Source organism: Aquirufa ecclesiirivi (genome assembly GCF_011250515.1).
In the GTDB taxonomy this organism is placed as follows: Bacteria; Bacteroidota; Bacteroidia; order Cytophagales; family Spirosomataceae; genus Aquirufa; species Aquirufa ecclesiirivi.
The window spans coordinates 257,442-281,014 of the sequence record NZ_JAANOP010000002.1 but is presented as its reverse complement, the minus strand read 5'-3'; the positions used below and the strand labels follow the sequence as shown (position 1 = coordinate 281,014).

At 36.5% G+C, this 23,573-nt stretch carries 20 protein-coding genes and 1 other RNA gene; 18 read left to right on the top strand and 3 right to left on the bottom strand.

Annotated elements, in window-relative coordinates; all coding sequences use genetic code 11:
- Positions 1–20: 20 nt before the first annotated feature.
- Positions 21–1,610 carry an FMN-binding glutamate synthase family protein gene (locus G9H65_RS04545; protein ID WP_166374152.1) on the bottom strand — a complete coding sequence of 530 codons (1,590 nt, stop codon included), beginning with the start codon at positions 1,608–1,610 and terminating at the stop codon, positions 21–23.
- A 111-nt stretch (positions 1,611–1,721) separates the two neighbouring features.
- On the opposite strand from G9H65_RS04545, the gene G9H65_RS04540 reads away from it, so the two are divergent.
- Genes G9H65_RS04540 through G9H65_RS04520 form a run of 5 tightly spaced genes read left to right on the top strand, consistent with a single transcriptional unit; the run spans position 1,722 to position 5,802 of the window.
- Entirely contained in the window at positions 1,722–2,801 is a 1,080-nt protein-coding gene (locus tag G9H65_RS04540) for an Ldh family oxidoreductase (RefSeq protein ID WP_166374151.1), read from the top strand.
- Between the two features lies 1 nt (position 2,802).
- Complete coding sequence (mltG, locus tag G9H65_RS04535; protein WP_166374150.1) at positions 2,803–3,837, top strand: endolytic transglycosylase MltG; 1,035 nt, start codon at positions 2,803–2,805, stop codon at positions 3,835–3,837.
- A 1-nt stretch (position 3,838) separates the two neighbouring features.
- Complete coding sequence (locus tag G9H65_RS04530) at positions 3,839–4,243, top strand: acyl-CoA thioesterase (RefSeq protein WP_166374149.1); 405 nt, start codon at positions 3,839–3,841, stop codon at positions 4,241–4,243.
- A gap of 1 nt (position 4,244) precedes the next feature.
- Positions 4,245–5,195, top strand: a complete 951-nt coding sequence (locus G9H65_RS04525) for a YihY/virulence factor BrkB family protein (protein ID WP_166374148.1) — start codon at positions 4,245–4,247, stop codon at positions 5,193–5,195.
- Positions 5,176–5,802, top strand: coding sequence for an L-threonylcarbamoyladenylate synthase (locus G9H65_RS04520; RefSeq protein WP_166374147.1), 627 nt, complete (start codon positions 5,176–5,178; stop codon positions 5,800–5,802). Before G9H65_RS04525 ends, G9H65_RS04520 begins: the two co-directional genes overlap by 20 nt.
- Here G9H65_RS04520 and G9H65_RS04515 read toward each other — a convergent pair.
- A complete protein-coding gene (locus G9H65_RS04515) occupies positions 5,799–6,671 on the bottom strand; it encodes a lysophospholipid acyltransferase family protein (RefSeq protein ID WP_166374146.1) in 873 nt (290 codons plus the stop codon). The genes G9H65_RS04520 and G9H65_RS04515 overlap by 4 nt on opposite strands.
- 63 nt (positions 6,672–6,734) lie before the next feature.
- On the opposite strand from G9H65_RS04515, the gene G9H65_RS04510 reads away from it, so the two are divergent.
- From G9H65_RS04510 to G9H65_RS04460, 11 genes are all read left to right on the top strand, one after another.
- Complete coding sequence (locus G9H65_RS04510) at positions 6,735–7,334, top strand: WbqC family protein (protein WP_166374312.1); 600 nt, start codon at positions 6,735–6,737, stop codon at positions 7,332–7,334.
- A gap of 55 nt (positions 7,335–7,389) precedes the next feature.
- On the top strand, positions 7,390–9,939 hold the full coding sequence (locus G9H65_RS04505) for an ATP-dependent Clp protease ATP-binding subunit (RefSeq protein WP_166374145.1): 2,550 nt from the start codon (positions 7,390–7,392) through the stop codon (positions 9,937–9,939).
- A gap of 18 nt (positions 9,940–9,957) precedes the next feature.
- The gene (fabG, locus tag G9H65_RS04500) at positions 9,958–10,704 is read left to right on the top strand and encodes a 3-oxoacyl-[acyl-carrier-protein] reductase (protein WP_166374144.1); all 747 of its coding nucleotides are present in this window, start codon (positions 9,958–9,960) and stop codon (positions 10,702–10,704) included.
- Complete coding sequence (locus G9H65_RS04495; RefSeq protein ID WP_166374143.1) at positions 10,704–12,518, top strand: hypothetical protein; 1,815 nt, start codon at positions 10,704–10,706, stop codon at positions 12,516–12,518. The genes fabG and G9H65_RS04495 overlap by 1 nt, the downstream gene beginning before the upstream one ends.
- Complete coding sequence (locus tag G9H65_RS04490; protein WP_166374142.1) at positions 12,515–13,795, top strand: DUF4403 family protein; 1,281 nt, start codon at positions 12,515–12,517, stop codon at positions 13,793–13,795. The genes G9H65_RS04495 and G9H65_RS04490 overlap by 4 nt, the downstream gene beginning before the upstream one ends.
- A gap of 20 nt (positions 13,796–13,815) precedes the next feature.
- Positions 13,816–14,173, top strand: an RNA gene (rnpB, locus tag G9H65_RS04485) — RNase P RNA component class A.
- Between the two features lie 93 nt (positions 14,174–14,266).
- Positions 14,267–14,944, top strand: a complete 678-nt coding sequence (locus G9H65_RS04480; RefSeq protein WP_166374141.1) for a 30S ribosomal protein S16 — start codon at positions 14,267–14,269, stop codon at positions 14,942–14,944.
- Between the two features lie 65 nt (positions 14,945–15,009).
- Complete coding sequence (gene rimM / locus G9H65_RS04475; protein WP_166374140.1) at positions 15,010–15,543, top strand: ribosome maturation factor RimM; 534 nt, start codon at positions 15,010–15,012, stop codon at positions 15,541–15,543.
- Entirely contained in the window at positions 15,533–16,207 is a 675-nt protein-coding gene (gene trmD / locus G9H65_RS04470) for a tRNA (guanosine(37)-N1)-methyltransferase TrmD (RefSeq protein WP_166374311.1), read from the top strand. The genes rimM and trmD overlap by 11 nt, the downstream gene beginning before the upstream one ends.
- Before the next feature lies 1 nt (position 16,208).
- On the top strand, positions 16,209–17,132 hold the full coding sequence (locus tag G9H65_RS04465; RefSeq protein ID WP_166374139.1) for an EamA family transporter: 924 nt from the start codon (positions 16,209–16,211) through the stop codon (positions 17,130–17,132).
- Positions 17,129–18,034 (top strand): alpha/beta hydrolase, encoded by a 906-nt coding sequence (locus tag G9H65_RS04460; RefSeq protein WP_166374138.1) that lies wholly within the window; start codon positions 17,129–17,131, stop codon positions 18,032–18,034. The genes G9H65_RS04465 and G9H65_RS04460 overlap by 4 nt, the downstream gene beginning before the upstream one ends.
- On the opposite strand, the gene G9H65_RS04455 is transcribed toward G9H65_RS04460, so the two are convergent.
- Entirely contained in the window at positions 18,019–19,428 is a 1,410-nt protein-coding gene (locus tag G9H65_RS04455) for an APC family permease (protein ID WP_166374137.1), read from the bottom strand. The two genes, G9H65_RS04460 and G9H65_RS04455, sit on opposite strands and share 16 nt — an antisense overlap.
- Before the next feature lie 264 nt (positions 19,429–19,692).
- Here G9H65_RS04455 and G9H65_RS04450 point away from each other — a divergent pair, with 264 nt between their 5' ends.
- Together G9H65_RS04450 and G9H65_RS04445 are read left to right on the top strand one after the other, a co-directional pair.
- Positions 19,693–20,262 carry an RNA polymerase sigma factor gene (locus G9H65_RS04450; protein ID WP_166374136.1) on the top strand — a complete coding sequence of 190 codons (570 nt, stop codon included), beginning with the start codon at positions 19,693–19,695 and terminating at the stop codon, positions 20,260–20,262.
- Positions 20,263–20,575: 313 nt separating this feature from the next.
- The gene (locus G9H65_RS04445; protein WP_235927465.1) at positions 20,576–23,566 is read left to right on the top strand and encodes a SusC/RagA family TonB-linked outer membrane protein; all 2,991 of its coding nucleotides are present in this window, start codon (positions 20,576–20,578) and stop codon (positions 23,564–23,566) included.
- The last annotated feature ends 7 nt before the right edge of the window (positions 23,567–23,573 follow it).

Genomic DNA, 23,573 nt, shown 5'->3' with positions numbered 1-23,573 from the left:
ACAAAGATAACCAAACCTTTCTAAACCTTAGTTGCAAATGTCAATCGTTTTCTTGCACCTTCTCCACCTAAATGAGAACAAGCCAATAAATCATGGAAACTTCCATATTTTACAGGATCCTTATGGTAGCCCAATGATTTGGATAAGGCGATAGTACGGTTATTATCACCCATGGAGAATTCGATATCATCCATGGTTAATTGACATGGATGCTCATAACCACAAGCATGTGTAATTTCACCGATTTCTTTGATTAATGTATAATGGTATAAATAGTATCGCTCACTCTTCAAGGTTACATCGATACCGGCTTGCAACCATTTGTTGGAAGTAGCAATCCCGGTTGGGCAATGATTGGTATGGCATTTTTGGGCCTGAATACAACCAATCGACATCATGGCTTCTCGGGCTATATTAATAGAGTCAGCACCCATAGCAAAGGCCATTAAGGCTTTTTCAGGAAAGCCTAATTTACCTGAGGCGATGAAAAAGATGTGTTGAGATAATTCTTGTCTTTGAAAGATCTGATACACTTTGGCAAAAGCAAAAGTAAATGGCATGGATACGTGGTCTGCAAAGGCATGCGGCGCTGCACCTGTTCCTCCTTCTCCACCATCTATGGTAATGAAATCAGGACCTTTGCCTGTTTTTTTCATATATAATGCCAATTCTTCCCATTGTTCTAGCTTTCCTATAGCTGATTTGATACCCACTGGCAATCCAGTTGCCTCTGCCATTTTTTCAATGAAATCAACCATTTCTGGGATATTGGAGAATTCAGAATGAAAAGCAGGGGAGAAGGCATCCTTTCCGATAGGTATGTGACGGATATCTGCAATTTCTTTATTGACCTTGGCGGCAGGTAACATGCCACCCTTACCTGGTTTTGCTCCTTGCGATAATTTCAGTTCAATGGCTCTTAACCTTGGGTTGGCTTGTACCTTTTCAACTAATTTTTCCATGGAGAATTTACCATCTAAATCCCTAACACCAAAATAGGCCGTTCCGATATTTAATACAATATCAGCCCCCATTTGATGGTAGGGCGATAACGAGCCTTCACCCGTATTATGAAAGCATCCCGCTAAATAGGCTCCTTTGTTCAAGGATTCCACAGCTTTGGCAGATAATGAACCATAGCTCATTCCAGAAATATTAACTACCGAATATGGGCGATACGGTCTTTTTCGTTCATGATAGGCACCTATGATTTTGGCCGCAGGAATAACGCCAGGATTAGATCTAAATGGATGATCCTTGGGAGGATTATAGCCCATCATAGCATTTTTTATGAAGATATACCCAGGAGAATTAAAATCTTGATCACTTCCAAAACCTTGTAAATTATTTTCATTTTTAGAGGATGCATAAATCCATGAACGTTCCTGTCTGTTAAACGGAAGCTCTTCCCGGTTATTCGCTACGATGTATTGTCGAATTTCTGGACCGATCCGCTCGATCCAATACCGAATATGCCCTACAATAGGGAAATTGTGAGTGATGGTATGACTTTTTTGAATGAAAACGTCTCGTATAATAACGGCAATTAAAATAAGTGCTACCCAAAACCAGAAAGACTGACCTAATTCAATGAGATTAGAAGTTTGCATAATTTGTTGATGTGAAATTCGATAAAACGAATATAGCAAAAGAACGTTGGCTAGCTGTCAAAAGTTTTATTCCCCCATAATATTTTTATCTTTGTGCTTTGTTTTTAGACTATGCAAGCAGATTTTACCCGCTTACAAAATTTTGTGGCTTCGGTTTTCGAATCCATTGGAACTCCTGAAAATCAAGCGCAATTAGCTGCTGAAGTTTTAGTTTCTGCGGATGCACGTGGAATAGATTCTCACGGTGTAGCCCGTTTGGCAGGTTATGTTCGTTTATTTGATCATGGTAGACTTAATCCCAATCCTAAGATTAAGATTATTCATGAATCTCCTTCTACGGCGGTGATTGATGGAGATAAAGGTCTTGGCTTGGTGGTAGCACCTTATGCTATGGAAATTGCCTGCGAAAAAGCAGAAAAGGCAGGTACAGGTTGGATAGCTGTCCGTAATTCAAATCACTTTGGTATTGCAGGTTATCATGCCATGAAAGCTCTGGAGCATCAAATGATTGGTTGGGCGATGACCCATGCTGCTCCTTTAGTCACACCTACGTTTTCAAGAGAGAAATTATTAGGTACTAATCCAGTGGCCATGGCAATTCCTGCATTAACAGAACCTGCCTTTGTGGCAGATTTTGCTTCTACTGCTGTAGCTTATGGAAAATTGGAAATTTTACAAAGAAAAGGACTTAATACTCCCAACGGTTGGGTTCAAGATGCCGATGGAAATCCTTGTAATGATGCCTTTGCCATCAAAAATGGAGGTGCTTTACTTCCATTGGGTGGAGATAGAGAACATGGTTCACATAAAGGATATGCTTTAGGTGCCATGGTAGATATTTTATCAGGTGTTTTATCTGGTGCCAATTTCGGACCTTGGGTGCCTCCTTTTGCCACGGCAGGATTTATGTCGGCAGGTGAGACCGTTGGTATAGGTACAGGTCATTTTTTAGGCGCTATGCGCATTGACGCCTTTAGACCTGCAGATGAATTTAAACAAGATATGGATAAATGGATACAAAGATTCCGTTCAGCTCAAGCCGTTGAGGGAAAGAAAGTCATTATACCAGGTGATCCAGAAAGAGAATTAGAAGTGGAGCGTAAAGCCAATGGAATTCCATTATTGGAGCCAGTCGTAGCTGATTTACAAGCTTTAGCCAATCGATTTAATGTACCCTTTAAACTAGCCTAAGATGATTGATAATAAAAAATTCAAGATATTTATTTTAGTGTTTTCGCTTTTGGCGGCTATGTTTTCCTATTATGTTTGGCAGGTATTCAAAACACCGAATTTTGATGTAAAGGCTGATAAGCCTTTTGTTTTATTGATTCCAAAGGGTGCAAGTTTTCAAACAGTTTTGGATACTTTAGAAAAACATAAATTAGTTAGAGATCAATTGAGTTTCCGTTTTTTAGCAAAGGTTTTATCATACCCTGAGCGCGTCAAAGCGGGTCGGTATTTGATTTATTCTGAATCAGGTAATTTTGAAATAATTCGAAAGTTGAGAAATGGCCGACAAGATGCCATTCGTTTGGTTATCAATACCTTCCGACTAAAAGAAGATTTAGCTGGTAAATTGTCCAAGCAATTGCCCTTTGATTCGACCTTTATATTCAAGCATGTAGATTCGAATGAATATGTAAGTCAATTTGGATTCAATAAGGAGACAATTCCTTGTATGTTTATTCCGAATACCTACGAAATTCTTTGGACTTCATCTTTTGAATCTTTTATGTCAAAAATGAACAAAGAGTATACTAAGTTTTGGACGGCAGAAAGAATTGAAAAAGCTAAAAAATTGGCATTGACTCCTACAGAAGCTGGAATTTTAGCTTCCATAGTAGAGGGTGAAAGTAAAAAATCAGATGAGCAATCTAGAATAGCAGGAGTATATTGGAATCGTTTGAAAACAAATATGCCTTTGCAAGCTGATCCAACCATTGTTTTTGCATGGAAAGATTTTACGATTAAACGTATTACTGGAAAATATACGGCCATTAGTTCTCCGTATAATACATATCGATTAACAGGACTTCCTCCAGGTCCTATTTCCATTCCTTCACCTCAGGTAATTGATCGTGTTTTAAATCTAGAAAAGCATTCCTATTTGTATTTTTGTGCTAAAGAAGATTTTTCGGGCTATCATTCTTTTGCTAGCTCCTATGAAGAACACATGTTAAATGCAAGAAGGTATCAAAAAGCATTAGATGCTCTTAAAATTAAGTAATATGTTTAGTCATGCTGTTACATATCGAGTTTGTTATGCCGATACGGATCAAATGGGATATGTATATTATGGCAACTATGCCCGCTTATTTGAAATAGCCAGGGTGGAAACCTTGCGCAGTTTAGGCGTCAGTTATAAAGATTTAGAAGATCGTCATATAGGTTTACCTGTTTACGAGAATTATTCCAAATTTTTAGCACCTGCTTATTATGACGAACTATTAACCATTGAATGCACCTTGTTGTCTTTACCATTGGTTAGAATTCAATTTTCATATCGAATATTAAATTCTAAGCTAGAATTAATCCACGAAGGCAAAACTACCTTGGTTTTCATGGACATGAAACGACAAAAAATGGTGAAGGCCCCTGATTATTTGTTGGAGGTATTAAAGCCATATTTTTAATATGAGAAAAAGTATACTCCGTGAACTTAAATTAATTTGGAAAGAACTAGAGGAGCATTATGTCTTAGCTAGAATTCTAAGTATTCTATATCAAAAGATATTTCAATTTGACATTGACGTTCGTGCAGCTGCCGTAGCTTATAATTTTACTCTGGCCTTTTTTCCTGCTATCATATTTCTATTTTCATTGTTGGCCTATTTGCCCATAGATAACTTAGATGTCAAGATGATTGGTTTTTTAAAAGGATCAATTCCTAAAAGTATGTTGAAGGATTTGTCTGAACTGGTTGTGGAATTAGTTAGAAACAAAAGGGGAGGAGTCTTATCATTTGGTTTTATTTTAGCCCTTTACGCTTCTACGAGTGGAATTATGGCCTTAATACGTTCTTTTAATTTGACCTACAAAACCAATGAAAATCGGGGTTATATTAAAGAAAGAGTAATTGCTGTCGCTCTAAATTTCCTATTGACCTTTGTGCTTATTACAGCTTTTTTAGTATTTATTGTGGGAAATTTAATTGTTCATAGTTTGGCCAATAAAGGCTTAATTAATTATGACTTTACTTTTTACTTCATAAAAATACTCACCTATTTTGTTATATTTTCTGTCTTCTTTTTGACGATTTCCATCATTTATTTTTATGCACCAGCCATTCATAAACGCTGGAAATTTTTCAATGCAGGCTCCATTACAGCCTCTATTTTAACCATTTCCATTACGAATATATTCTCTTATTATTTAGTAAATTTTGCAAGTTATAATAAGGTATATGGCTCCATTGGTTCTCTTATTGCCTTGATGGTATGGTTATACTTTTTTGCCCTAATTTTATTGGTTGGTTTTGAAATCAATGCCAGTATTGATCAAGTGAAAATTGAGGATAATGAACAAGAGCCTAATGATTTCTTTTATCCACCTTCTCGACTAAAAAATGGAAGCTCAATTGATTAAAATTTACGAGAAGAATAATTCACAAGCACTTATTGAACAAGTGGTGCAGGTCTTGAATAAAAATGGAGTAATTATATATCCAACAGATACCATGTATGCTTTGGGCTGTTCTATTCAATCCGCTCAGGCTATTGCTCGTATTTGTGAAATCAAACAAATAAAACCCAATAAAAATCGCTTTTCTTTTATCTGCGCGGATTTAAGTTCAATTGCCAATTTTGCCAAAGTAAGTGATTTTGCCTTTAAAACATTAAAGCGCTATTTGCCAGGACCTTACACCTTTGTTTTACCTGCCAGCTCCAAAGTTCCTTCTGTCTTGGTTCAAGGTAAGAAAACGGTTGGCATTCGTATTCCCAATTATTTGCCCATACTTGAAATTGTTAAGGCATTAGGCCATCCATTATTAACGACCACATTGCCTCAAGAAGGACTAGAAATTGAAGATTATACGGATCCAAGTCTGATATTTGATATGTATCAAAATAAAGTTGATCTAGTATTAGATGGTGATTTTGGAGGTTTACAATCTTCCAGTGTGATAGATCTTCAAGATGATGAAACTGAAGTTATTCGTGAAGGAGCTGGCGATTGTTCGGATTTTCTTTAATTCCATTTGATGGAAATATGTTCCGGTTTATTATGTTTCCATCTACGGTGAGACCATAAATATTGTTCAGGAAATTTGACAATTGATTTTTCTAGTCTTCGGGCAAAACGCTCTATAATTTCACCGTGGGGTAAATTCTCAAAACTTGGTTCAGCCAATAGCTCATAAGTCATCGAATAATGACCTCTTTTTTTGCGAATTAATTCTGCAAATACCACGGGATATTGATATTCTCTTGCAAAGCGTTCCATACCCGTGAAAAAGGCTGTCTCTTGATTCAAAAAGTTAGTCCAATAAGCCGTTTCAGGCTTTTGTGGTGCCTGATCTGCTGCTAAACATATAACTCTTGGAATATTTTTTCTGTCTCTTGTTAAAATTACGGACTCCCTTTTTTCCATTAACACGATATTTCCGAACCTTTGACGGACTTGTTTACTAAACTCGTTGAATGCAGGATTACTTAGTTTTTGATAGACAATATCATTGGTGATTTTTGTCAAGGCCAAACGATGTATCGCCCACTCCCAATTCCCCTGATGCCCAGCTACCAATATGACAGGAATTCCTTGGTTTATATAATTCTGAACAATCTCTTGATTATTTAACTCTACGCGATCCAGGACTTGATTATCCGTTAAAGAAACACCCTTAAAAAACTCCAGTAATTGATCTGTTAAATATCCATAAAATTGAAAAGCTATTTGCTTTATTTCTTTTGCTGATTTTTCAGGAAAAGAACGACTTAAATTACCTAAAATGACCTTTTTTCGATAGGAAATTAGCCCATAAAATACCCATTTCAGGATATTGGCTATTCCATAAAGCATAAATAAGGGTAATTGACCTAATAACTTAAAGAAAAACATCATTTGAATTCTGAACTAATTGGCTTTATTCTATTAATTTTACAAATATCCGATTAATTTTTGGGAATGCGCATTGAGATCCATTATTTACCCAGTATAGAATATTTTACCTTACTTCTTTCCCAAGATCAAGTTCAATTCGAAGTCTACGAGCATTTCTTAAAGCAAACCTATCGAAATCGAGCATTGATTTTAGGTGCTAACGGAATTGAAACATTAACAGTTCCTATTCAACATATTCATGCAGCTAAAGTACTGATGAAAGATGTACGCATTGACTATGGACAAAATTGGCTGAGGATTCATCAAGGAGCTATTCAGGCTGCATACGGAAAAGCACCTTATTTCGAATATTTTGAGCCATATATACGGTCTATTTTTGCGAAAAAATTAAATTTTTTAGTAGATTTAAATATTGAATTCATTGAATTGTTCAGTCGAATTTTAGGTAGAAAAATGAATTATTCTTTATCTGAATCGTTTGAAATAGAAGATAAAGATGTATTTTGGAATCATATCCAAGCTAAGCAAGATTGGCGAGATAGAAACGTTTATAAGGAATTGGTATATCCCCAATGTTTTGGAAATGTATTTCAACCAAACTTATCCATGTTGGATTTGTTAATGAACCAAGGCAGGGATGCTAATTTGATTTTAATCAATTGAACAAAAATTGAACAAATAGGACAGAGTTCTTGTTCTCGGCATAAAAATAAATTATATGGAGGCTAAGTTTTCAAATAAAGTGAAAGAAGTAATTTCTCTATCAAGAGAAGAGGCCTTACGTTTAGGACATGATTACATTGGGACAGAGCACCTAATGCTAGGAATGATTCGTGATGGAGAAGGACCGGGAATTGATTTATTGTTGAAGTCCGGGGTTTCCTTAGATCAATTAAGGCAAAGTATTGAACATTCGACCGCTTCGACCAGTCGTTCATCTTTTGATAAACAAAATATGTTGAACATTCCTTTGACCAAACAGGCGGAAAAGGTATTGCGTTTGACTTATTTAGAAGCGAAATATTTCAAAACTAATTTAGTAGGAACAGACCATTTGTTGATGGCGATTTTACGAGATGAGGATAATGTGGCTACGCAAATTTTAGAAAAATACCAGGTCTATTATGATTTAATCAAAGAAATGGTAGAATTTCAAAATGGTGCTGGACAAGAAAATTCACCTAAGTCAAGTTCGGACACAGACGACAATGATGATGATAGTCGTTTGTATTCATCTGGATCAGGTGGTTCGGCTGGTTCAGGTTCTTCGGCTTCATCTGGAACAAAAAGTACAGAGAAAAGCAAAACTCCAGTTTTAGATAATTTTGGTCGAGATTTAACAAAAATTGCTGAAAATGGTAAGTTAGACCCCATCGTCGGACGAGAAAAAGAAATTGAGCGTGTTGCCCAAATTTTGTCGCGTCGTAAGAAGAATAACCCAATTTTAATTGGAGAGCCTGGCGTAGGTAAAACGGCCATTGCAGAAGGCTTAGCACTTAGAATCATTCAAAAGAAAGTTTCTAGGGTCTTATTTGGCAAGCGAGTAGTTACGCTTGATTTAGCTTCCTTAGTGGCTGGTACCAAATACCGTGGTCAGTTTGAGGAACGAATGAAAGCCGTGATGAATGAATTAGAGAAATCTACTGATGTAATTTTATTTATTGATGAATTGCATACTATTGTAGGTGCTGGTGGGGCTTCGGGTTCATTGGATGCTTCTAATATGTTTAAACCAGCTCTTGCGAGAGGTGACATACAGGTTATTGGAGCTACAACCTTAGATGAGTACCGTCAATACATTGAAAAAGATGGAGCCTTGGCTCGTCGTTTTCAAACTGTGATGGTTGATGCAACTACCGTCGATGAAACGATTGAAATCTTACACAACATTAAGGATAAGTACGAAGAGCATCACCATGTGATTTACACGCCAGAATCCATTATTTCTGCTGTTAAATTATCGGATCGATATGTTTCAGATCGTTTCTTACCAGACAAAGCTATTGATGTAATGGATGAGGTGGGAGCACGTGTACATATTTCTAATATCAATGTTCCTGCTGATATTGTGGCTTTAGAATCCCAAATTGAGATTGTTAAAAAGGAGAAAAATCAAGTCGTTAAATCTCAGAAATACGAGGAAGCAGCTCAATTGCGGGATCGTGAAAAGAAATTAATTGATCAATTGGAGCAAGCCAAAAACATTTGGGAGGAAGAATCTAAAAAGCAGAAGTTCACGGTTACCGAAGAACATGTGGCTGAGGTTATTGCTCAAATGACAGGTATACCTGTTAATCGTGTTGCGGCTAAAGAAGGTGAAAAGTTGTTGTTGATGGAGCAAGAAATGTCCAAGCATGTCATTGGTCAAGCAGACGCCATTAAAAAATTAGTAAAAGCCATTCAACGTACCCGTGTGGGATTGAAAGATCCTAAAAAACCCATTGGATCCTTTATATTTCTTGGACCAACAGGTGTAGGTAAAACTGAAATGGCGAAGGTCTTAGCTTCTTATTTGTTTGATAAAGAAGATGCTTTGGTTCGTATCGATATGAGTGAATACATGGAGAAATTCAGTGTATCTCGTTTGGTTGGAGCGCCTCCAGGATATGTTGGATATGAAGAAGGTGGACAATTAACAGAGAAGATTCGAAGAAAGCCATATTCCGTGGTTTTATTAGATGAAATTGAAAAGGCGCATCCAGATGTTTTCAATTTGTTGTTACAAGTTTTGGATGATGGTATTTTAACGGATGGATTAGGTAGAAGGGTTGATTTTAGAAATACAATCATTATCATGACTTCCAATATTGGTGCTCGTGATTTAAAAGACTTTGGTTCTGGAATTGGATTCTCAACGAAATCGAGAATGGATAATGTGGAGGAGCATGCTAAATCAACGATACAAAATGCTTTGAAGAAAGCTTTTGCACCTGAATTTATTAACCGTTTGGACGATATTATTGTGTTTAATTCATTAGAACGAGCAGATTTACATCAAATCATCGATTTAATGTTGATTAAATTAAAAACTCGTTTGAGCAATTTAGGATATACGGTAACTTTGACGGATAAAGCCAAGGATTATATTGCAGATAAGGGATATGATCCTCAGTATGGAGCTAGACCTTTGAACCGTGCCATTCAAAAATACTTGGAGGATCCATTAGCTGAAGAGATTTTAAAAGGACCTCTAGCGGAAAATGAGATTATTGAAGCCGATTTTGAGGAAGGGGCAACAGAAATAGTTCTTACTAGAAAAACCAATTAAAAAGATTAAATTATTTGTATGAAATTAGTTGAAAACAAGGTTGTATTAGTTACAGGAGCATCTAGAGGAATTGGACGTGCTATCGCGACATCTTTTGCTAAATCAGGAGCTAATGTAGCTTTTACCTATTTATCTTCTGTGGAAAAAGGAGAGGCACTTGAAAAGGAATTAGCTGCTTTTGGTATTCGTGCCAAAGGATATCGTTCTGACGCGTCTCAGTATACGGAATCAGAAGAATTAGTTAATTCTGTTTTGGAAGATTTTGGCTCCATTGATGTATTAATAAACAATGCTGGTATTACACGTGATGGTTTATTGATGCGCATGAGTGAAGAACAATGGGACGAAGTAATTCGGGTAAACCTGAAATCAGTTTTCAATTTGACAAAAGCAGTCATCAAACCTATGATGAAAGCTAAGTCGGGTTCCATCATCAATTTAACATCTATAGTAGGGATTAAAGGTAATGCTGGACAGGCAAATTATTCAGCTTCCAAAGCTGGTATTATTGGATTTACCAAGTCGGTCGCTTTAGAATTAGGATCAAGAAATATACGTTGCAATGCCATTGCTCCTGGTTTTATTGAAACAGAAATGACGGGAGAACTCAATGAGGCCACGGTAGATGAATGGACTAAAGCTATTCCATTGAAAAGAGGTGGACAGGCAAACGAAGTGGCAAATGTATGTTTGTTTTTAGGTTCTGAACTTTCTTCTTATGTGACTGGTCAGGTATTACAAGTTGATGGGGGCCTTTTAACCTAATGCATCCATTTCTCTTGAATTTATGGCTAAGCTCAGTTCCCCTTTGGGTGGGATTGAGCTTAGCTTTTTTTATTGGTCTGGCATATTATTGGTTTCAAAATAAGAGCCATACTCATCGACTGATTTACGGTGTTCAAGGATTTTTACGAGGTTTGTTTCTGGTAGGAATAGTTCTTTGTTTTATTCCATGGAAAATAGTGATGGAAGAATCTACGAAGCTTCCTTCCAAAATACTTTTGATCATAGATGATTCCCAATCTATGAATCTTGCGTCTTATACTGAATTCATCAATTTGGTAAGTAAGGATGTACAAACATTAAATACTTCATCCAGTGAACTCAACGTATTGGGTTTAAATAAAGGGGGAAAGAACATGGATGAAATAACTCCCCATGGGGAGGCTTCTTCATGGGCAAAAGTGCAAGAATGGATTCGGAAGGAAAGTAAGAACTACCACTTGTCGCATGTGTTTTTTGTAACGGACGGACAATTAAGTGATTTGGAAAGTCCCATACATCACGGACCAAAGATTCATATCATTCCTTTTGGAAAGGAAATTAGCGCTCAAAAAATAGGCTTAAATTTTCCTACAAAAACATTGGTTTCTGTGCCAGGAGAACGTGTTCATGTTCCAATATCGGTTTGGTCTAATCTTAAGTTGGGTCAAAAATCACCCAATATTCAGGTTTTGATTGATGGTAAATTGCATCAAACAATAAGAGCACAAGGGGGTGTTTGGAAAGATTTTCAACAAATCGACCTAGAGTTAGTGTCCAAAGACATTGGCACCCATCGTATACGGATTCAAATGGAACATGATTCATCCTTGGGTCAAGGGTTCACTTGGATAATTCAAGAGTTTCAGGCAAAGGTTGAAGCATTTGCTATAGCACCTAATCCCAATTTAGGAGTTATAAATCGTGTGGCAAAAGATGCTAAAATCAAAATACACTGGAACTTTGGTTCAGACATTAAGACATTACCGAATTCCGATAATTACTTGTTTTATGGAATACTACCCAAGGAATTTCCAAAAGATAAATCTGTTTGGTTTTTGAATATACCAAATGACATAAAGCAGGATCGGCCTCCATTTGAAGAATTTACTAAGCTTGGAAACTATTTTCCTAGTATTTGGAAGAAATTCTCAGAACAAAGAACTAGTCTTTTTAGCTCAAATGCATCACTTTGGAAAGAACAAATGGCTGAAATGAAAAGTACGGGCTCATTTCGTTTGTTGGATTCGAGTTTGCATGAAATGTTTAAAATTAGTTTTTTAAGACAAGCGAATGATTTGTTTTCTATTGAATTAGCGAAACCTCAAGTTTCGATGGGTGAGGATGTTTTATTTGAAATGAGGCAGTTAAACTCAGACTTAACAAATTCAAAAAATATACCAGTGCATTGGAAAATTTCAAGTGCAAATTCCACTAATCAGTTTAATCGAATTATGAGTGAAGCTCATCAGATGGTTAATTTCAAGCCTAAACAGCTGGGGAAATATCAATATCAAGCTAAGGTAAACTACCAAGGAAAAGATGTAGAATTTACAGGAGAATTTTATGTGTTAGACTCCAACCCAGAAAAATTGCTTGGTCGAAATAGTATCGCATTACAAGTTTTAAGCCATCGAGAAGGTGTTGACCTAGTCGAATCCACTGAAATTAAAAAAATGGTTTTGGATAATAAATTGGCTGAAAGTGAAGTTAGCATAAAGGAAATAAGTCTTTGGGAGTGGCCGTATTTTGGTGCTATAATGTTGGGAATTTTAGGAATTGAATGGATTATTCGGAAAAGATTAAATCAACTATGAGGTACATTTTAATTTTATTGATAGTTCTATTGGGATTTTCTTGTCGAAAAGATGTTTTATTGCCCTCTAAACCAGCAGTATATCAAGAAAAATTTAGCCAATTATCACCAAGTTTCACTCAAGTAGACTTTGAATTTAGTTATGATACATTGCAAAAATGGATGAAATTACAGCCAGGAAAGACCATCTTTCAAACGGGGTCTGATGCGTCTATTGTAGGTTTTCCCCTGCAAGTGAATATGCTAAATAAGGCTCAAATTCAAGGTAATAATGATCGATCCATTCAAGTAAAAGTACCTATCAGTTTTACTGCAGAGCCGAGTTTAGCGGGTTTTTCTGCTGGTAAAGTGAATGGACAAATGGATGTTAGTTTACAAGCTGATGTTATAACGAAGCCCGTTAGTTCATTATCTATTCAACAAATTAAGTATTCCTATCAATGGAAAGAAAAACCCAGTTTACGAGTAGCTGGATTTGGGGTAAATGTTTCTTCTGTAATAGACCGACTCTTAGCTAGCAAGCAGGAACAATTAATTAATCAGGTAACAACCCAAATCAACCAAACGCTTCAAGTGTCCAACTTGGAAAAGATATTAAACAAGGCAATACATAGTATACCAGTTGCTGATTTTGTCCTGCATCCTACTCTTAGTCAAATTGCTTTAGAAAAATTGGTTTTTGGTTCAACAAGTGTCAGGGGTACAGTTTTTGCCAATTCTTCTTTAGTATTTACGAATGTATTTGACAATCGAGTACTTCAGAAAAATTCAATCAAATTAATCTCAAATGTACCTTCATTCGTGGATTCAGGTGCTCCATTTTCGGTCCAATTAAGTTGGGAATATTTGAGATCTTTAGTAGAATCCCAGATGAGAATTGGGACCAAGCAAGCTAATTTAACTTTGACCTTACAAACAACCGATACCCGATGGATACATTGTACTATTTTGGGATACAAGGGCAAGGCTAGTTCTTTTAGTTTTGATTTTATTCCTGTTTTACTGGAAGACAATAGGCTGAGTATTCGTTTGGTATCCAAGGAGTTATCTGGACTTCGCTTCCCCTCCACTTTATTTAAAAAACAAGTTATTCGTAGTTTAGAGAAGAATTTGAATCGTTTCAATATTGACCCTATGCTGTTTATAGATCGCTCTAAGTGGATGAATAGTGGCATGATAGATTCTGATATGCATATTCGTTTGGATAGTTTGCAATGGAATCAGGAGGTCTTGAATGTGGTGGGCAAAATTCAGGGTAAATGGTTGATAAGGAAATAAATACTACCTTTGCGCCAGAGAAAATAAATCGTCTTATCGCTTTTTAAAAGAGGAAAGTCCGAACAACATAGAGCATCGTGCTTCCTAACGGGAAGGAAGATTATTCGTAATCTGACAGATAGTGCCACAGAAAATAACCGCCTTTCGGGGTAAGGGTGAAAAGGCGAGGTAAGAGCTCACCGCTGTTTTGGTGACAAAATAGGCATAGGTAAACCTCACGCGTTGCAAGATCAAATAGGCTGGCTGTCGAAAGACAAAAGGGTTGCTCGTCCGATGTCAGCGGGTAGATTGCTAGAGGTGAATAGTGATATTCATCCAAGATAAATGATAAGAAGGCTTTACAGCTTACAGAATTCGGCTTATAGATTTATTTTCTCTATTTCTTTTACTTGGAAATTCTGTCTAAAATCATTAATTTCGCAAACATTTTTATAAACTCGAGGGACGAGATCCCTCATAACCCAACAAATAATGGCTGTTAAAATCAGACTAGCGCGTCGTGGACGCAAGAAATTGGCAATTTTTGACTTAGTTGTAGCAGATGCTCGTGCACCTCGCGACGGTCGTTTTATTGAGAAAATTGGTACGTATAACCCAAATTCAAATCCTGCTACTATCGTCTTGAACGATGCACAAGCACTTAAATGGGTAATGAATGGAGCTCAACCAACGGATACAGCAAAAGCAATTTTGTCGTACCGCGGTATTTTATACAAGAAACACTTACAAGTAGGTGTCATTAAAGGTGCTATTACACAAGAGCAAGCAGACGCGAAGTTTGAAGCTTGGAAAGCAGAAAAAGAGACTAAGATTCAAACTAAGTCTACTAACATCCAAGATTCAAAAGATAAGTCTAAGGCTACTCGTTTAGCAGCTGAAGCTAAGGTTTCTGCAGCACGTGCAGAAGTTATTGCAGCAAAGAACAAGGTGGAAGATGAAGCTTTAGTAGCTAGTGTAGTGGAAGCTATTAATGAAAGTGATGATGATGCTGTTGAAGAGGTAGAAGAAACAGTTGTAGCTGAAGTAGTTTCAGAAGAGACTCCTGCAGTTGAGGAAGCTCCAGCAATTGAAGAGGTAGCTCCTGCAACAGAAGAAGCACCAGCAAGTGAAGAAGCTGCTCCAGAAGCAGAAGCTCCTGCTGCAGAATAATTTTTAAAATCATTTAAAATCATACAAATTTGATATTCAGATTTGTATGATTTTTTTTTGTACCTATGGCAGCAACAGAATATTTTGAATTAGGAACGCTTTCTAAACCTCATGGTATTAAGGGAGCATTCCATGTGTATTTAGATGTAGATGATCCAGAAGAATATGAGGATTTAGATGCTGTATTCTTACAATTAGGAAACGAAATGGTTCCCTATTTCATTACGGATTTACAAATTAGATCTAACTTGAATTTGATGTGTTTGGAGGGGATTGATACCTTGGATGCCGCTAAAGAATTAGTCGGTGTCAAGTTATTTTTGCCAGTTTCAATGTTGCCCAAATTGAAGGATAATCAATTTTATTACCATGAAATTGTGGGATATCAAGTAATCGATAAAAATCACGGTGCTCTAGGTACTGTCAAGGAAGTTTATTCCACTGGTGCGCAAGATGTATTGGTGATGACATATCAGACTAAGGAAGTATTAATTCCTTTGATGGATGAAATCATACCCAAAGTAGACAAAAAGAATCAAGTGATTCATAGTATTTTACCCGAAGGCCTTTTAGAAGTATATTTAGATGATGCGAATTGATATCATTTCGGTGGTTCCTGCCTTGATGCAAAGTTTTTTTGAACATTCTATTTGTAAAAGAGCAAGTCAGGCGGGATTGGTTTCTATTCATTTGCATGATTTGCACGATTATTCTTCCAAGAAATTTAGACAAGTGGATGATTATCCTTTTGGAGGTGGTGCAGGGATGGTGATTGCGGTGGAGCCACTTTCTACGTGTTTAGATTCTTTAATGGCCGAAAGAACCTATCAAGACATTATTTTTTTGACACCAGATGGTCAAACATTCCAACAAGGTTTAGCGAATCAATTAAGTTTGTCGGAGAATCTATTATTCATTTGTGGGCACTATAAAGGCATCGACGAAAGAATTCGAGAAAAATACGTCACTCGTGAAATATCGATTGGCGACTATGTGTTATCTGGAGGTGAAATAGCTGCAGCCGTTTGCGCTGATGCCATCATTCGATTGATTCCAGGAGCCATAGGTGATGAAAGTTCAGCACTTACAGATTCATTTCAGGATGGATTATTAGCTCCGCCTGTATATACAAGACCTGCAAGTTTCCAAGGAATGGATGTACCTGAAGTATTGCTTTCAGGTCATGAAAAGAAAATTGAAGCTTGGAGACATGAGCAATCAGTAAAACGAACCCAGGAACGCAGACCTGATTTATTACAATAGCATGTTAAAAAAAGGTTCATTAAGTCTACCTAATCTGATAGCATTGGGTTTGCTATATTTGATATGGGGTTCCACATTTCTTAGTGTTCGAATTTTAGTGGCCTATTTTCCACCCTTGTTTATATCTTATGGTAGAAATTTAACGGCAGGTCTATTGCTTTTAACTTGGTCTATCATAGGCGGATATTGGGTTAAAATGCCGATGAAACATCTACGTGTTCACATCATGGCAGGATTATTATTTATTACGGTCAATAATGCCTCACTTGCGGTAGCCAGCTCCATTGTTCCTTCGGGTTTTTCAGCGGTCTTTATGGCTCTAGGTCCATTAATTTTAGTGATATTTTTTTGGCTAGAAGGTATAAAACCAAGCATTAAAAAAATTGTAGCTACTTTTTTGGGCTTAGTGGGCATATTGCTGATGAGTTCACAAAAAGATTTATCCATTCCTGGAAAAGAAGATGAATTCTTTTCGGGTATCTTACTCTTACTGGGTGCAGTGTTAGCATGGAATATTGCTGTATTTCGAGTACAATCAACCAAAGCTAACACCTATCATTTCACGCAGGTTTGTGCCATTCAAATGATTTCAGGAAGTATTCCCCTCATTTTCATTAGTTCTATAAAAGGCGATTTAGCTTTATTGCATTTTGATGCAGTACCTATGTCGGCATGGTCGGTTTTTGCCTATTTGACATTAATTGGTTCTATGGCAGGCTTTTCATTGTTTGGATATCTTTCTAAAGAGTGTGATGCAACTTTAGTGGCAACTTTTACCTATGTAAACCCGGTTGTCGCCCTAATATTAGGAAATTTGGTTTTAGATGAAGAGTTACACCCAATTTTATTATTTGCTAGTTTTTTCATACTATTGGCAGTCGTTTTAATTACTAGCGATAAAACTAAACCTGTTATTAAGTCATGAAAAAAATCCTTTTGACTCTTTTTTCTATTTTAAACCTTTCTTTTTGTCTAATGGCACAAGGTCCTCAAGCTCTATATTCAGGAGCAATACCTAATTTCATTGATGGTCCAAACGAACAAAATGTAGCTGTTACCAATGGGATTTCTCGCATTGCCAAAGTGACGATACCCACTTATCAGTTTTATTCGGCAGGTACTGGATCCATGAAACCTTGTGTGATTGTTTGTCCAGGAGGAGGTTATGGAATTTTAGCTTCTTCTCATGAAGGATCCGATATTGCTAAGAAGTTCAATGAAAAGGGTATACATGCATTGGTTTTATTTTACCGTTTACCTGATGCAAAAAGACAAGTAGATAAACGAATTGCCCCATTACAAGATGCTCAACAAGCCATTCGCTTGACACGTCAACACGCATCTGAGTGGGGAATAGATCCTAAGAAAATAGGTATTATGGGCTTTTCAGCAGGAGGACATTTAGCAGCTAGTGTAGCGACACATTTTAACAAAGATTATACAGGAATTAATGATGGGGCTAATTTGCGTCCAGACTTTCAAATACTGTTGTACCCAGTGATTAGTTTTCGTTCTTTTGGACATCAAGGCTCGGCTAAGAATTTAATCGGTCCAGCTATGTCCGAAGATGATTTACATTTGTTCTCCAATGAAGAGCAAGTAAGCGCTCAAACACCTCCTGCATTTTTAGTTCATGCAGCAGATGATAAAGCGGTACCCGTTAAAAATTCTTTGTTGTATGTCGAGAAATTGAGTGACTTGAATATTTCTAGTGATCTACATGTATATGCCAAAGGAGGACATGGATTTGGTTTAAATAATAAAACAACCGGAGATGATTGGTTTGAAAGTTTATTCAAATGGTTTAAAAGTCAGTCCTTACTTTGATTTCGTTTCATTATATAGTAAAAAGGCACCCCAGAAATCACTAAGATAAGTCCAATCGTAGATGATAAGGTTTTGACATATAATAAGTTCGCAGCAATAGCTATTAAGATTAGTAAGTAGACGGCAAATAATAGTTTATTTGTATTGCTTAATAATCCTTTGGAAATCTTTTCCTTATATAAAGACATAACCGTCAGGAAATAGAAAAGTAAGATAGCAAAAACAGTAAAATCTAATAAAGTCCCGTACCCACCAGAGAAACATAAAAGGATGGCCCAAATACCTTGGATGATTAGGGAATATGCTGGTGCGCCATTTTTGTTCAAATGAGCTGCTTTGGAAAAGAATAATTTGTCTTGAGCCATCGCCTCAAAAAGTCGACCACCAGCAAGAATGATTCCATTATTGCAACCAAACGTGGATATCATAATAAATATGGCCATTAAAGTAGCCCCTATGGTACCAAATACACTTTGTAGGGCTGCTGAACCTAGTCTATCTTGACTGGCAAACATAATACCTCGTTCGTAGGCAGTTTCGCCAGAAGGATTACCGTCCAAGGGCAAAATACCTAAATAGGCAATATTGGTTAAGATGTACAATAAACACACCAAGGCAGAACCATAGACTAAACCTTTAGCAATGGTTTTTTTGGGATCTTCAAAATCTTGACTAGCAAATGTGACATTATTCCAAGCAGAGGAGGAAAATAGTGGTCCAATCATCGCTACACCAAATAAACTAGCTAAAGTGAAGGTATCAATAGGAATTAACTGTTGAGTGGGAGTATCAAAGGTTTTTACTTCTCTGAAAAAGTCAGTAAAATGTAACCAATCATTTTGAAAACCAACATAGAATCCAATCAGGATTAATACAATGATGGCTCCAATTTTGGTAAAAGTGAACAGGTTTTGAATGAATGACGCAAAGGATATTCCTTTTAAATTAAAATACGTTAGTAATGCTATCAATGCAGCTGCCAATATTTGTTGACTATTGATGTAATTAAATATAATAGCATCTTCATTGATCCAAGTCGGGAATAAAAACCCAGTATACTTAGCGAATGCCACTGCAACTGCTGCGATAGTACCCGTTTGAATTACCAAAAAGGTAGTCCAGCCAAATAAAAATCCCGTCATGGGAGAATAGGCTTCCTTTAAGTAAATATATTGACCACCTGTTTGAGGAAAAAGGGTAGAGAGCTTACCATAAGCATAGGCCCCTGTAATGGTTAAAAAACTTGTAAGTATCCAGGTTCCCAGCCACATATATGGACTAGATATTTGTCTAGCTACTTCCGAACTTACCAAGAAAATACCTGATCCGATCATGGATCCCATGACCAGCATAGAGGCATCCAAGGTGTTTAATTTTTTAATTTGTTGATTCATTTTTGTTGGAAAACTTAAAAATAGTCAATTTTTAGTTTATGGTATTTTTTTTGGGAGAAATATTATTTAGACCATTTTTAAAGACAATTTTCAATTTTCTCGAAGACTTAAAAATTGTAAACGTTTACGTAAACGTTTACGGAAAAAAATTAAAGATTTTCATTGAATTATTATAATTGGTATATCTATATTGGTTTCACTCGATAGAAAATATGGAGTAAAAAAAATGAACTACTTACAAAAGTCCTATTAATCAGAATACCAATGAAACAAAGCATCAATGAAGTGGAAGTTTGGGACCAATTCAGAAATGGAAATCACCAGGCCTTTACTTGCCTTTATCAGCATTTCGTACAGCCTCTATATTCCTATTCCATGGGGATTACTAGTGATAAGGAATTAATCAAAGATTGTTTGCATGATTTGTTTGTTGAACTATGGCGTAATCATGCTAACCTAGGTCCAACTACCAGTGTCAAATTTTATTTGATGGCATCCATCAAAAGAAAATTAGTACGTCATTTGGATGGACAATTAAAAAATGCACAACATCATGCTAATTATTATTTAGAGTCGGCAGATCGTGATTACAGCCAGGAATATTTGATGATTCGCATGGAAGATGAAATATCTACGAATAAACAATTGTCACAATGTTTATTAAAATTAAGTAAAAGACAAAGGGAGGCTATTTCTTTAAAATTTTACCACAATATGGATACGGACCAGATCAGTCAATCCATGAAAATTAATCCACAATCGGTCTATAATTTGATTTTTGGAGCATTACGTCAGATGAAAGATTTAATGGTCTATGAAAATGTAGCATTTTGATGAAAAATGAGTAAAAAGTTTGTGCATATTGCTTTACATAGTAATTGTACAAAAAAAACTTTAAATGATACATCAAAATGGAAAGGAACAAAGAAACTTAAAACGCTTCATGCGTGACCGCATTAGTAAATTTTTAGTAAAATTTTCTAGTAATTCCTGGAACCAGCCTAGAAAATTCATAAACCCTAAGGTCCAGCTAACTCCTGATGAGAGCAAGGCATTATGGAGTAGAATTCAAAATACTTTGCATTCTTATTAACTTATTATTTTAGAACAAATGAGAAAAAAATTACTTTCAAAGTTCCTATTAAGCATGATATTTGTTTTTTTAGGAATTCAGTTATTTGCTCAGGAGCGTTCCATCAGTGGAAAAATTATTTCTGCTGAAGATGGTTCGGGGATTCCTGGGGTTTCGGTTTTGATAAAAGGAACCAAGACAGGTACATCATCAGATGTAAATGGAAATTTTAAAATTTCAGCTGCTAATTCGTCTGTATTATTGATTACTTCAGTGGGATATTTGCCCCAAGAAATAACTGTTGGGTCAAAAAGTCAGATTGATGTTAAATTGTTAGCAGACAATACTAGTTTAAGTGAAGTAGTAGTAGTTGGTTATGGTACTCAGAAAAAGAGTCAAATGACAGGTGCTATTTCCTCGGTAGGAGCAAAAGAGATTTCCGAATTACCTGTAACCAATGCTCGTCAAGCTTTACAAGGTAGAGCCGCAGGGGTTGACGTGGTTCAGCCTGGTTCTAAGCCGGGAGCGGGTCCACAAATCCGTATTCGTGGTAGAAGATCCTTTAATGCATCAAATGATCCATTATATGTAGTGGATGGAATTCCATTATCTGGTGGTATAGACGATATCAACCCATCTGATATTACCTCCATGGAAGTATTAAAAGATGCATCAGCAACAGCTATTTATGGTTCCAGAGGTGCAAATGGTGTGGTTATCATCAGTACCAAAAGGGGTAAAGTTGGTAAAACAGTTGTTTCTGTCGACTCATATTATGGTGTTAATCAGCAATTAGGAACAATCCAAGTAATGAATGGTGCGGAGTTTGCTGAATACAAAAGAGAGTCTCGACGTGCAGTTGGTCAATATCCGCTTGGTGCTGCGACAGCTGCTGATGATGCTAAAATATTTGAGCCTAGAGAATTAACTAGTATAGCTACTGGTAGAAGTACGGATTACGTAGGAGGGATGTTGCGTGCTGGTGCTATTCAAAGCCATCAAGTATCTGTTTCTGGTGGTTCAGAAAAGACTACTTTCAATATTTCTGCCAATTATTTTAATGATATTGGTGTGGTTAAGATGCAAGATTTTACTCGTTATACTTTCCGTGTAAATTTGGATCATCAAATTAATGACAAGATTAAGATTGGTTTATCTACTTTGGTAGTAAATAGCTTGCGTAATGGAGAAAACCTTAATATTCTAGGTGGAGCTATGCAAGAGAATCCATTGGGAGAACCTTATGATGCCAATGGAAATTTAGTGTTTCTTCCAACGAATGATGGATTAAGAACAAATCCATTTGCAGAAATTGTTCCAGGAGCTAACATTGATGAAAATAAGCGTTTTAGAACTTTTAATAGCTTATATGGAGAATGGAATATAGCTAAAGGCTTAAAATATCGTGTGAATTTTGGTCCTGATTTGACTATTGGTCGTGCTGGTCGATTCATTGGAGCATTTACAAACAATAACCGTGGAGGTAATGCAAACGGTGCTATCAGTGAGCAATTTTTGTTCAATTGGACTTTAGAAAACGTGATTACTTATAATCGTAAATTTAAAGATGTTCACAACGTCAATTTTACTGGTTTGCAGTCTATTCAGCGTGACCGTGATGAGCGTACTTCTATTTCTGTAAATGGTATTCCAGCGGAATCAGAATCTTATCATCGTTTAGGTGATGCTAGTCAGATTACTGGTGCTAATACTGATTTAATCGAATGGACTTTGTTATCCTACATGGGTCGTTTGAACTATGACTATAAAGAAAAGTACTTAATTACAGCTACTTTGAGAGCGGACGGATCTTCACGATTTGGAGCTAATACCAAGTTTGGTTTATTCCCATCTGTGGCCGTTGGTTGGAACATGTCAGAAGAGCCTTTTATTAAGGATATCACTGCCATAGACCAGTTGAAATTACGTGCTAGCTGGGGTGCCATTGGTAATCAAGCTATTAATCCTTATCAAACACAGGCTTTATTAGGTAGAACTGCGTATGCTTGGGATAATGCTGCAGCTTATGGATACCGTCCTAATACTATCGGTAATCCAGATTTACGTTGGGAAACATCCACTACGAAAAACATTGGTTTAGATTTCAGTTTCTTACGCGGAAGAATTTCAGGTACTGCTGAATACTATGTAACTAATACGACGAATTTATTAGCTCCTCAACCTCTACCTACTTCTATTGGTTTCGGTGGATTTACAACCAACATTGGTGAGACTCAAAATACAGGACTTGAATTGACATTATCATCTGTTAACGTAGATAAAGGAGGTTTTAACTGGACAACGGATTTGATTTTCAATAGAAATAGAGAATCCATTATTGAGTTAGCTAATGGAAAAGTGGATGATATTGGTGCTGGTAGATTTATTGGTCAGCCTTTAAGTGTATTCTTTGACTACAAGAAAATTGGAATTTGGCAAACTTCTGAAAAAGATGAGGCAGCTAAATATGGTGATAAAGTGGGTCAAATTAAAGTGCAAGACTATAATAATGATGGCAAAATTAATGCAGATGATCGTCAAATTTTAGGATCTGCGGTACCTTCTTTTACAGCAGGTTTAACCAACAGATTTTCATACAAAGGTTTTGACTTATCCTTCTTTGTTTTTGCTCGTGTAGGTCAAATGATTCGTAGCCGTTTTCATGATAACGTCAATCAATTGGCTGGTAGATACAACAACTTGTCATTGAACTTTTGGACTCCCAATAATCCAACCAACGAGTTTCCTCAGCCAGTTGTGACACAAGAGTTTCCGAAATACGGAAGTTCATTGACATATTTTGAAGGTTCATTCTTTAAAATTAGAAATATCAATATTGGTTACAATATACCAGATGCTGTAGCTAAAAAATGGAAGATGGAAAGTATCCGCGTGTATGCAAGTATCCAGCAACCATTAATTTTGGCAGAATACCGTCAAAAATACAAAGGTATTGATCCTGAAACTTACGTAGATGGAGAGCAAGGCGTTGGAGGTGGTGAAGTAAACACGAACGTTTCACCTGCAACGAGTGTACTTACTTTCGGCGTAAATCTTAAATTTTAAAAATATT

What these genes read in the sequence shown, in the direction of transcription:
- G9H65_RS04525 (WP_166374148.1), top strand. Translation starts at nt 4,245, where the DNA reads ATGAGAAAAAGTATACTCCGTGAACTTAAATTAATTTGGAAAGAACTA.
- mltG (WP_166374150.1), top strand. Translation starts at nt 2,803, where the DNA reads ATGATTGATAATAAAAAATTCAAGATATTTATTTTAGTGTTTTCGCTT.
- G9H65_RS04505 (WP_166374145.1), top strand. Translation starts at nt 7,390, where the DNA reads ATGGAGGCTAAGTTTTCAAATAAAGTGAAAGAAGTAATTTCTCTATCA.
- G9H65_RS04445 (WP_235927465.1), top strand. Translation starts at nt 20,576, where the DNA reads ATGATATTTGTTTTTTTAGGAATTCAGTTATTTGCTCAGGAGCGTTCC.
- trmD (WP_166374311.1), top strand. Translation starts at nt 15,533, where the DNA reads ATGCGAATTGATATCATTTCGGTGGTTCCTGCCTTGATGCAAAGTTTT.
- G9H65_RS04460 (WP_166374138.1), top strand. Translation starts at nt 17,129, where the DNA reads ATGAAAAAAATCCTTTTGACTCTTTTTTCTATTTTAAACCTTTCTTTT.
- G9H65_RS04495 (WP_166374143.1), top strand. Translation starts at nt 10,704, where the DNA reads ATGCATCCATTTCTCTTGAATTTATGGCTAAGCTCAGTTCCCCTTTGG.
- G9H65_RS04465 (WP_166374139.1), top strand. Translation starts at nt 16,209, where the DNA reads ATGTTAAAAAAAGGTTCATTAAGTCTACCTAATCTGATAGCATTGGGT.
- fabG (WP_166374144.1), top strand. Translation starts at nt 9,958, where the DNA reads ATGAAATTAGTTGAAAACAAGGTTGTATTAGTTACAGGAGCATCTAGA.
- G9H65_RS04515 (WP_166374146.1), bottom strand. Translation starts at nt 6,671, where the DNA reads ATGATGTTTTTCTTTAAGTTATTAGGTCAATTACCCTTATTTATGCTT.
- G9H65_RS04520 (WP_166374147.1), top strand. Translation starts at nt 5,176, where the DNA reads ATGGAAGCTCAATTGATTAAAATTTACGAGAAGAATAATTCACAAGCA.
- G9H65_RS04480 (WP_166374141.1), top strand. Translation starts at nt 14,267, where the DNA reads ATGGCTGTTAAAATCAGACTAGCGCGTCGTGGACGCAAGAAATTGGCA.
- G9H65_RS04455 (WP_166374137.1), bottom strand. Translation starts at nt 19,428, where the DNA reads ATGAATCAACAAATTAAAAAATTAAACACCTTGGATGCCTCTATGCTG.
- G9H65_RS04530 (WP_166374149.1), top strand. Translation starts at nt 3,839, where the DNA reads ATGTTTAGTCATGCTGTTACATATCGAGTTTGTTATGCCGATACGGAT.
- G9H65_RS04450 (WP_166374136.1), top strand. Translation starts at nt 19,693, where the DNA reads ATGAAACAAAGCATCAATGAAGTGGAAGTTTGGGACCAATTCAGAAAT.
- G9H65_RS04510 (WP_166374312.1), top strand. Translation starts at nt 6,735, where the DNA reads ATGCGCATTGAGATCCATTATTTACCCAGTATAGAATATTTTACCTTA.
- G9H65_RS04540 (WP_166374151.1), top strand. Translation starts at nt 1,722, where the DNA reads ATGCAAGCAGATTTTACCCGCTTACAAAATTTTGTGGCTTCGGTTTTC.
- G9H65_RS04545 (WP_166374152.1), bottom strand. Translation starts at nt 1,610, where the DNA reads ATGCAAACTTCTAATCTCATTGAATTAGGTCAGTCTTTCTGGTTTTGG.
- G9H65_RS04490 (WP_166374142.1), top strand. Translation starts at nt 12,515, where the DNA reads ATGAGGTACATTTTAATTTTATTGATAGTTCTATTGGGATTTTCTTGT.
- rimM (WP_166374140.1), top strand. Translation starts at nt 15,010, where the DNA reads ATGGCAGCAACAGAATATTTTGAATTAGGAACGCTTTCTAAACCTCAT.